General features: G+C 39.5%; 2 protein-coding genes. Both read right to left on the minus strand.

From position 1 onward, the window contains the following. Window positions 1-252: 252 nt before the first annotated feature. Window positions 253-744, minus strand: coding sequence for a hypothetical protein (locus tag B2Y23_RS08035; RefSeq protein WP_291354479.1), 492 nt, complete (start codon window positions 742-744; stop codon window positions 253-255). A 101-nt stretch (window positions 745-845) separates the two neighbouring features. Next, entirely contained in the window at window positions 846-2,240 is a 1,395-nt protein-coding gene (fumC, locus tag B2Y23_RS08040; protein ID WP_291354478.1) for a class II fumarate hydratase, read from the minus strand. Window positions 2,241-2,518 lie beyond the last annotated feature (278 nt).

Consider the following 2,518-nt stretch of genomic DNA (forward strand, 5'->3'; position numbering starts at 1 on the left):
AGATTTGATACAACACCCTTTGACTGTTAATAAAATGTGAAATATCAACTTTTATAACAATACTGAGGAAAATTTGTTGCTGTCTTACCATATGCAATAATAATTCCAATTTCTAGTACATTTTATTGATAATTAAATCTTTAATTTTTTATATAGAAACGGATAGCTCATTTAAATCCGTCTTTTTATTTATAAAACAGTCATAAAAAATCCCCCAATATATGGAGGATTATGATTGTATTTTAGACTGCTCTAAAATTTAGCATTCAATACATTTTGCGGAACTTTGTGCTTCCATAAATCACGCAGTGTTGGCAAATAGAATTTCTCACCAATTTCAACCAGTTCTGCATCAATCAGTGCATGAATTTCGTGCATAAACAAATAATCTAGTTCAACTGTTTTTAGGGTTTTTTGGGCTTTAGCAAATTCTTTACGCTTTTGCTGTGCAGTTTTCACCAGCTGATCGGCATAGTTTTTATTTTTAAATTGAGAAATCGCATTTAAACGTAATTCAATCACGCCCCAGCCGCTGAGTAATAATTTGAATAATTCAAAATCTTCAGTGGTCGATTCCCAGGTCATTTCATCCAGATTTTCATCGCTCGGCAGAACCGGAAGCAATAATTCCATCACACTCGGAAAAATCTTTTTAAAATTCAAAATAAATTTAACAGGATGCTCACCCGGATAATCCTTAAATTGCACCTTTTTCTGAACATCTGTTAAATAAACATCAAGCATAATCAATCATCAGCAGTTAATTTCTTCGTATATTGTACGCATATATGCCCCAGATAAAAACCACTGATGTTCAATTGATAGCTGTTCCAGCCTTTAGCTGCCTATTTCACGTTAGGTGAAACCATATTTTCAGGAATTACCACCGCATCAAACTGTTCAGCAGTAACCAGATTCAATTCGACTGCGACCTGTTTTAAGGTTTTGCCTTCCTTATAAGCTGTTTTTGCCACTTTGGCAGCGTTTTCATAACCAATCACCGGATTTAAAGCAGTGACTAACATCAGTGAGTTATGCAAGAAATGATCAATTTTTTCCCGGTTTGGCTCAATGCCAACGGCGCAATGATCATTGAAGCTGTTACAGGCATCGCCTAACAGTTGAATCGATTGCAACAGGTTAAATGCAATGACCGGCATGAATACATTCAGCTCAAAGTTTCCTGAAGCTCCGGCAACATTAATGGTTGTATCATTACCTAGCACTTGCGCCACCACCATGGTCATGGCTTCACTTTGGGTCGGATTGACCTTGCCCGGCATAATGCTTGAACCCGGCTCATTTTCAGGAATACGGATTTCCCCAAAACCGCAACGCGGACCACTGGCCAGCCAGCGAATATCATTGGCAATTTTATTCAAACTCGCTGCCAAAGTTTTTAAGGCACCAGAGGCAAATACTGCCGCGTCGCGTGCCGCCAAAGCTTCAAATTTGTTAGGAGCCGTCACAAATGGCAAACCGGTTAATGTAGCCAATTGTGCTGCCGCTTTTACGGCATATTCAGGATGTGCATTTAAGCCTGTTCCGACTGCTGTACCTCCCAAAGGCAATTCATATAAACCCAATAAAGCATAATGCAGACGTTTTAAGGCATGATCCAATTGTGATACATATCCACTAAATTCTTGCCCGAGCGTTAACGGTGTTGCGTCCTGTAAATGGGTACGGCCTATTTTGACAATGTCTGAAAACGCTTGAGATTTATCCGCTAAAGTATCGCGTAAACGTTGTACCGCAGGAATCAGCAATTCATTGATTTGTAAGCTTGCTGCTACATGAATGGTCGTTGGAAAAGAGTCATTGGTCGATTGTGCACGATTAACATGGTCATTAGGATGGACCGGCTTTTGCGAACCCAAAGGATTGCCCAGTTTCTGGTTGGCAATATTGGCAATCACTTCATTACAGTTCATATTGCTTTGCGTACCTGAACCAGTTTGCCACACCACCAGTGGAAATTGACTATCCCACTTCCCGGCAATCACCTCTTCTGCTGCACCCACAATATAATGTGACAGTTCATGCGGAATTTGATCTAATTCGGCATTGGTAATAGCAGCGGATTTTTTGACCAGACCCATCGCCCGAATCATCGCTCGTGGTAAACGTTCCTGACCAATTTTAAAGTTTTGCAAACTACGCTGTGTTTGCGCACCCCACATTGCTTCACTCGGAACTTCTACATCGCCCATAGTGTCATGTTCAATACGTGTTTGCATGCTCTACCTCATATCCATGTAGTTTTGTTACTTAAGCCAATTCATCAGTTTTGACATATTTAATGATCTTAATCAAACATCTTTTAATTGTAAATGATAATTATTTTCATATATTTTTAAATTCATCTTGTCTTAATTTCCCTTAAGCGTTTGCTGATAAAAACGCCACGCATCCTCAATAATTTGGGTAATGCTGCGCTTAGGTTGCCATTTTAAAATTTCATGGGCTTTTCCTGAGGTCGCCCCCACCTGATCAAGTTCAGCATAGGCATAAAACG

Source organism: Acinetobacter sp. UBA5934 (assembly GCF_002430855.1).
Lineage (GTDB): Bacteria > Pseudomonadota > Gammaproteobacteria > Pseudomonadales > Moraxellaceae > Acinetobacter.